Annotated in this window: 8 protein-coding genes; 6 read left to right on the forward strand and 2 right to left on the reverse strand. The window is 77.1% G+C overall.

Annotated features, from left to right (window positions below):
- The first annotated feature begins 5 nt into the window (after window positions 1-5).
- The 5 genes from A6A27_RS08160 to A6A27_RS08180 are packed head-to-tail and all read left to right on the forward strand — an operon-like array spanning window position 6 to window position 4,780.
- On the forward strand, window positions 6-737 hold the full coding sequence (locus A6A27_RS08160; RefSeq protein ID WP_073833929.1) for a monooxygenase: 732 nt from the start codon (window positions 6-8) through the stop codon (window positions 735-737).
- On the forward strand, window positions 734-1,312 hold the full coding sequence (locus A6A27_RS08165; protein WP_073833930.1) for a GNAT family N-acetyltransferase: 579 nt from the start codon (window positions 734-736) through the stop codon (window positions 1,310-1,312). The genes A6A27_RS08160 and A6A27_RS08165 overlap by 4 nt, the downstream gene beginning before the upstream one ends.
- Window positions 1,312-2,154, forward strand: coding sequence for a carotenoid biosynthesis protein (locus A6A27_RS08170; protein WP_083672490.1), 843 nt, complete (start codon window positions 1,312-1,314; stop codon window positions 2,152-2,154). Before A6A27_RS08165 ends, A6A27_RS08170 begins: the two co-directional genes overlap by 1 nt.
- Complete coding sequence (locus tag A6A27_RS08175; RefSeq protein WP_073833932.1) at window positions 2,151-3,278, forward strand: glycosyltransferase; 1,128 nt, start codon at window positions 2,151-2,153, stop codon at window positions 3,276-3,278. Before A6A27_RS08170 ends, A6A27_RS08175 begins: the two co-directional genes overlap by 4 nt.
- Before the next feature lie 11 nt (window positions 3,279-3,289).
- Window positions 3,290-4,780, forward strand: coding sequence for a phytoene desaturase family protein (locus A6A27_RS08180; protein ID WP_073833933.1), 1,491 nt, complete (start codon window positions 3,290-3,292; stop codon window positions 4,778-4,780).
- Between the two features lie 9 nt (window positions 4,781-4,789).
- Here the strand turns inward: A6A27_RS08180 and A6A27_RS08185 are convergent, their stop codons facing one another.
- A complete protein-coding gene (locus A6A27_RS08185; RefSeq protein ID WP_073833934.1) occupies window positions 4,790-5,515 on the reverse strand; it encodes a CDP-alcohol phosphatidyltransferase family protein in 726 nt (241 codons plus the stop codon).
- 45 nt (window positions 5,516-5,560) lie between these two features.
- Window positions 5,561-6,478 (reverse strand): methylenetetrahydrofolate reductase [NAD(P)H], encoded by a 918-nt coding sequence (metF, locus tag A6A27_RS08190; protein ID WP_073833935.1) that lies wholly within the window; start codon window positions 6,476-6,478, stop codon window positions 5,561-5,563.
- A gap of 225 nt (window positions 6,479-6,703) precedes the next feature.
- Here metF and A6A27_RS08195 point away from each other — a divergent pair.
- The coding region (locus tag A6A27_RS08195) for a helix-turn-helix domain-containing protein (protein WP_241825146.1) at window positions 6,704-7,177 on the forward strand (474 nt) is incomplete at its 3' end.

Here is a 7,177-nt window from a genome sequence, read left to right on the forward strand (position 1 = left end):
GTGGCGTGAGCCCGCCGGGACTGGTCACGCTGCACGTGTGGCGGATCCACCCGGTCGCGGTGCCCGGCGCGCTGCTCCGGATGGCCGTCCACCCGCCGCGACTGCGCCGGGCCCCCGGCGTCCGGTTCGCCAAGCTGCTCGGCACCGGGACCGGCACCAGCTTCGGCCCCGGCGACGCCGACCCGACCCGGTGGGCCGCGCTGGTGGCCTGGGATTCCCCGGCCGCGGCGGCCGGCTTCGACGCCTCCCCGGTCGGCCGGTCCTGGGCCCGGATCGCCCGCTCCTCGGTCCGCCTGGAGCTGCGCCCGTTGACCAGCCGGGGCGCGTGGTCCGGCCGCCGGCCGTTCGGCGAGCCGTCCGGGGGCCCGGTCACCGGGCCGGTGCTGGCGTTGACCCGGGCCCGGCTGCGGGCCCGCCGCGCGGTCACCTTCTGGCGGGCGGTCCCGCCGGTAGCCGCCGCCCTGCACGCCGCGCCCGGGCTGCTCGCCCGGTTCGGCGTCGGCGAGGCCCCGCTGGGCTGGCAGGGCACCGTGAGTGTGTGGCGCGCCCCGGCGGACCTGGTCGCGTTCGCGTACCGTCAGCCCGAGCATCGCGCCGCGATCACGCGTACCCCTGTCGAAGGCTGGTACGCGGAGGAACTGTTCGCCCGATTCGCCGTCGACGACGTGGTCGGCGACCGGGCGGTGCTGGGGTGGGTCGCCGAGGGCGACCCGGAAACGGCGAGAGGACACGCATGAGGTTGGTGCGGTGGACGCCGGACGATCTGGTCCGGCGGCTGGACGACGTGGTGGCCGTCTACGGCGAGGCGATGGGCTACCGCGCCGACCTGCTGGAGGCCCGGCGCGGCTACATCGCCACCCACGTCCGCCGCCCCGGCTTCCGCGCCGTCGCCAGCCTCACCAGCGAGGGGCACCTGGCCGGCTTCGGGTACGGCTACCTCGGCGCCGCCGGCCAGTGGTGGCACGACCAGGTGCACCGGGCGCTGGACACCGAGGCGCGGCGGCGCTGGCTGACCCACTGCTTCGAGGTGGTCGAGCTGCACGTCCGCCCGCCCGCGCAGGGGCACGGCCTCGGCGCCGGCCAACTGCGCGCCCTGCTCACCATGGCGGAGGGGACGACCACCCTGCTGTCCACGCCGGAGGCCGACGAGCAGAAGTCCCGGGCCTGGCGGCTGTACCGGCGGTTCGGCTTCGTCGACATCCTGCGCAACTTCCACTTCCCCGGGGACGAGCGACCGTTCGGCGTGCTCGGCCGGGACCTGCCGCTGGCCCCGCCCGGCCCCGGCAGCGCCCCCGCCCCGGCCACGCCGTGATCCGGCGCCGGCTGCCCTGGGCGCTGCTGGCCGGCCTGGTTCTCGCCCAGGTCGGCTACCCGCTCACCGCCGGCGCCACCCGGGCCGGGCTGACCGTGGCCACCGTCGTGCTCGGATACCTGCTCTCCGTCGGGCACGCCCTGCTCACCAGCGGTACGCGTACCGCGGGCGCGCTGGTCGCGGTGGCCACCGGCGGCGGGTTCGCCGTGGAGGCGCTCGGGGTGGCCACCGGCTTCCCGTTCGGCAGCTACGACTACTCCGGCGAGCTGGGCCCGAAGCTGGCCGGGGTGCCGCTGATCATCCCGCTGGCCTGGACCTGGATGGCCTGGCCCGCCTGGCTCACCGCAGTCCGGCTGACCCGGCCGGCCACCGCGGGCGGGGCGCGCTTCCGCCGCGCCTGCCGGATCGTGCTGGCCGCGGTCGGCCTGGCCGCCTGGGACCTCTTCCTCGACCCGCAGATGGTGGCCGAGGGCTACTGGGTCTGGCGAGACCGCGGCCCCGCCCTGCCCGGCCTGCCCGACGTCCCGGCCAGCAACTACCTCGGCTGGCTGCTCTTCGCCCTGCTGCTGGCGGCAGCGCTGCGGCCGCTCGCCGGGCCGGCCGTCGACCGCACCGACGGGCGGGACGCGCCGATGTTCGCGCTCTACCTGTGGACGTACGCCGCCAGCGTGCTGGCGCACGCGGTCTTCCTCCACCTGCCGGCCTCGGCGGTCTGGGGCGCGGCCGGCATGGGGGTGGCCGCCGTACCGCTGGCGGTGGCGCTGCTGCGGGCCCGCCGTCGCGTCCCCGAGCGCCGGGAGGTGGACGTGGCGGCCCGCCCCGGCGTCGACACGCCGGCATGACCGCCGTCGTCGCCCTGGCCGTCGCGGTCGCCGCGCTCACCGCGCACACCTGGGTCAACGCCACCCGCTGGCTGCGCCGCCCCGCCGCCGGCCCGGTCGAGGTGACCGAGGCGGTGGCGGTGCTGCTGCCGCTGCGCGACGAGGCCGACCGGGTGGCGCCGTGCCTGCGCGCGCTGCTCGCCCAGCGCGGGGTGCCCGACCTGCGCATCGTGGTGCTCGACGACAACTCCACCGACGGCACCGCCGACGTGGTCCGCGCGATGGCCGGCAACGACCCGCGGCTCACCCTGCTCAGCGGGGCCGCCCCGCCGCCGGGCTGGCTGGGCAAGCCGCACGCCTGCTGGCAGCTCGCCACCCGGACCGGACCGGCCCCGGCCGTGCTGGCCTTCGTCGACGCCGACGTGGTGCTCACCCCGTACGCGGTGGCGGCGGCGGTGACCGAGCTGCGCGCGGCGGACGCGGCGCTGCTGTCGGCGTACCCCCGGATCGTGGTGCGGACGGCGGCCGACCGGCTGGTGCAGCCGCTGCTGCAGTGGTTGTGGCTGACCTTCCTGCCGCTGCGCGCGATGGAGCGCTCGCCGCGGCCGTCGCTGGCCGCGGCGGGCGGCCAGTTCCTGGTGGTGGACCGGGCCGGCTACCTGCGGGCCGGCGGGCACGCGGCGGTCGCCGACCGGGTCCTGGAGGACATCGAGCTGGCCCGGGCGGTGAAGCGCGCGGGCGGGCGGATCGCCCTGGCCGACGGCTCCCGGCTGGCCGCCTGCCGGATGTACGAGAACTGGCCGCAGCTGCGCGACGGCTACACCAAGTCGCTCTGGGCCTCCTTCGGGCACCCCGGTGCCGCCCTGCTGGTGGTGGCGCTGCTGCTCCTGCTCTGGACCGCGCCCCCGCTGATCGCGGTGGGCACGCTGGCGGCCGGCGCGCCGGCGGTCGCCGGGCTCGCGTTCCTGGCCTACCTGCTGGGCGTCGCCGGACGGGTGGTCACGGCGCGGGCCACCGGCGGGCGGGCCTGGCCCGACGCGCTGACACACCCCGTGTCGGTCGTGGTCCTCGGTTGGCTGACCCTGCGGTCGTACCATCTGCGGAAGCGACGCCGGCTCACCTGGCGGGGTCGCCCGGTCGGCTAGGGGGGCGCGGCATGGCGCGGATCGTGGTCATCGGCGCCGGGGTCGGTGGGCTGGCCGCCGCCGCTCGGCTGGCGGTCACCGGGCACGAGGTCACCGTCTTCGAGCGCGCCGAGACGGTCGGCGGCAAGCTCGGCCGGTACGTCCACGACACCCCCGAGGGGTCGTACCGCTTCGACACCGGGCCGAGCCTGGTCACCCTGCCGCAGGTCTTCCACGACCTGTTCGAGGCGACCGGCGCGAAGCTCGACGAGTACCTGGACCTGGTGCCGCTGGACCCGATCGTCCGGCACGTCTTCCCCGGCGGCGGGCCCACCCTGGACTCGTGCGCCAACCCGGCCGAGTTCGCCGCCCGGATCGGCGCGGCGTTCGGGGACCGAGCCGCCGCGGACTGGCAGCGGCTCTGGCGGCGGGCCACCCGGGTCTGGGCGGCATCGCACCGGGACGTCCTGCGCCGCACCGTCGACTCCCCCCGGGACCTGGCCGCGCTGGCCTGGCGGCTCGGCGACCTGGCCGCGATCGGCCCCGGCCGCTCCCTACGCGGCATCGGCCGCCGCCACCTGTCCGACCCGCGGCTGCGGATGCTGCTCGACCGCTACGCCACCTACACCGGCGCCGACCCGCGCCGCGCCCCGGCCGCGCTGGTCGCCGTCCCCTACGCCGAGCTGGCGTACGGCGGCTGGTACCTGCGCGGGGGGCTGGGCAGCCTCGCCGACGCGCTGCTGTCGCGCTGCCTGGACCTAGGGGTGGTGGTGCGGACCGGGACCGCGGTCACCCGGATCGACGCGGCCGGTGGCCGGGTGCACGGCGTACGCCTCGCCGGCGGCACCGCCGGAGTCCCCGCCGACGTGGTGGTGGCCAACGTGGACGCGCTCACCCTCTACCGGGACCTGCTGCCCACCCCGCGCCGGCTGGCCGGGCTCACCGACCGCAGCCTGGCCGGCTTCGTCCTGCTGCTCGGCGTACGCGGCGACTCCGGGCTGGCGCACCACACCGTCTTCTTCCCCCGCGACCACGACGCCGAGTTCGACGCGGTCTTCGGCGCCCCGGGGCGGGGGGTGCGGGCCCGGCCGGCCCTCGACCCGACGGTCTTCGTCACCGTGCCGGCCGATCCCACCGTCCGCCCGGCCGGGCACGAGGCGTGGTTCGTGCTGGTCAACGCCGCGCGCCACGGCACCGCCGCCGGCGCGGTCGACTGGCGGCGCCCCGGGCTGGCCGAGGCGTACGCCGACCGGATCCTCGACGTGCTCGCCGAGCGGGGCGTGGACGTCCGGGACCGGCTGGTGTTCCGCGAGATCCGTACGCCGGCCGACCTGGACGCGGCCACCGGCGCGCCGGGCGGGGCGATCTACGGCACCGCGGGTGCCCTGCTGCGCCCGGCCAACCGGGGCCCGGCGCACGGGCTCTGGCTGGTCGGCGGGTCCAGCCACCCCGGGGGCGGGCTCCCGATGGTCACCCTGTCGGCCCAGATCGTCGCCGACGAGATCGGCCCGGCCTGGGCGTGAGGACCCCGGTCAACGGCCCGGGGTCCGGGTGGGCTGCTCGGCGGGTCGGTCGGCGTCGATGAGGGCGCGGCGGACGGCGGAGAGGAGCTGCCCGAGGCCGTAGCCGGCCAGCAGCACCCAGACCGTGGTCACCATGGTGCTGGTGCCGGCGGTCACGTCGGCGTCGAGCAACCCGGTGAGCCCGGCGACCACCAGCCCGACCAGGGCCACGCACACCCGGGTGGGGCGCTCCCCCACGGTCACCACGCCGATCTCCCGCATCCCGGCGGCGACCGCCCGGGCCCGGACGTACTCGTGCAGCCAGGACAGGCCGCCGGCCGCGGCGACCAGCGCGCCCGGCGCACCGAGCAGCCAGAACGCGGTCAGCCAGGCCGCCTCGCCGAGCCGGTCGGCGACCGAGTCGTAGACGTAGCCGAGCCGGGTGGTGCGGTTGGTGACCACCGCGACCGCGCCGTCGACGCTGTCCGCCACCGCGGCGAGCAGCACGAGCAGTGCGCCGAGGAACGGTCCGTCGCCCGGCCTCCCGACCAGCAGCGGCACGCCGGCGCAGAGCAGCACCCCGACCACGGTCACCGGAGTCGGGCCGACCCGCAGCCGGCCCAGGATGTAGCCCACGTGGTAGGAGAACCGCAGCCAGGCGCGGACCACCGGCGCGGCCGCGCGGGGGTCGAACCCGCCGTGCAGCCGCGCCCACGCGGCCGCGTACTGGTCCCAGTTCAGCTGTGTGCCCACCACGGAATCAACCGTAGAAGGGCGGCGCGGGTGGCGTGGGCCCGCTGGTCACACCCGCGCGGCGGCCTGGAGATGCTGCCAAACCTCACGGGTGGCGGTGGACCGGTTGAGGGTGATGAAGTGGATCCCCGGCACGCCCTCGTCCAGCAGCCTCGCGCACATCTCGCTGGCCTGCTCGATGCCGAGCCGGCGGACCGCCTCCGGGTCGTCGGCCACCCGCGCGAACCGCTCCGCCAGGGCCGGCGGGAACGGCGCGCCGGAGAGCTGGACGGACCGCTCGATGGTGCCCAGCTGGGTCACCGGCATCACGCCGGCCAGGATCGGGGTGGCGCAGCCGGCAGCCGCCACCCGGTCCCGCAGCCGCAGGTAGTCGTCGGCGTCGAAGAACATCTGGGTGATGGCGAACTCGGCCCCCGCCTGGCACTTGCGGACGAAGTACCTCGTGTCGCTGGCCACGTCGGGTGAGCGCGGGTGCTTGTACGGGAAGGCGGCCACCCCGACGCTGAAGTCACCGGCGTCGCGGACCAGCCGGACCAGCTCCTCGGCGTACCGCACGCCCTCCGGGTGCCGGACCCACTCGCCGCCCGGGTTGCCCGGCGGGTCGCCCCGCACGGCCAGCACGTTGCGTACGCCGACGGAGGCCAGCCGGCCGATGACGTGCCGCAGCTCGGCGACCGAGTGGTTCACCGCGGTCAGGTGCGCCATCGGCAGCAGGGTGGTGTCGGTGGCGATCCGCTCGGTCACCGCGACCGTGGTGTCCCGGGTCGAGCCGCCCGCGCCGTAGGTGATCGAGACGAACGAGGGGCGCAGCGACTCCAGCTCGCGGATGGCCTGCCAGAGCAGGCGCTCCCCCTGCGGGGTCTTGGGCGGGAAGAACTCGAACGAGAAGGTCGGCTGGCCGTCGCGGATCAGCTCCCCGATGGCCGGCTGAGGGTTCGGGAGGACCGAGGGAAGACCGAGCGCCACGTCCCGACTGTAACCGGCCCGTCCCGTCGTACCCAGGGTCTTCCCAGCCCGCGAGCGGAGCCGGGCAAAGCGTCGCACCCTGGGAGTAAAAAGGGGCGGCGCGGAGGGAGCCGGCCGGTGGCCGGTCCCCCGGAGCCCGCGCGGGGGTCAGCACGACCGGCGGCGCGCCGGGCCGGCACTGCCGGGCGTCCGCGTCGCACCGCGCCGATGCCCTCCAGAGGACCGATGATCCCCATCCCGCCACCCGGCCCGCGCCTGTTCGGGCCGCTCCTGGCCGAGCTGCGGTCAGCGCGCGGCTGGAGCCAGCAGCGGATCGCCGCCGAGCTCTGCGCCGCGTCCGGCGTGTCGACCCTGACGAGACACGAGGTCTCCCGGTGGGAACGGCAGCGCCGGCTGCCCGGCGACTTCTGGCTGGGCTGGCTCGCCGTGGTCCTCGGGGTGCCGGGCGAGCTGCTCGCCGAGGCCGCGGCGCACAGCCGACGCCTCGGCGCCGTGCCGGCGGCGGTCGACCGGGCCGGTTCCCGGGCGCGGTTGGCCCTGCTCACCCTGGCGCACCGCTGGGCGGCCGACCCGACCGGGGCGGCGCTGGGCGGTCCGCTCGCCGGCCACGCCCCGACCGGGCCGGCCGGCGGGGGGCGCGCCCCGACCGGGAGCCCGCGGGACCTGCTCCGGACCTGGTGCCGGGCGAGCCGCCCCTGG

This window comes from Micromonospora sp. CB01531, from assembly GCF_001905095.1.
Taxonomy (GTDB): domain Bacteria; phylum Actinomycetota; class Actinomycetes; order Mycobacteriales; family Micromonosporaceae; genus Micromonospora.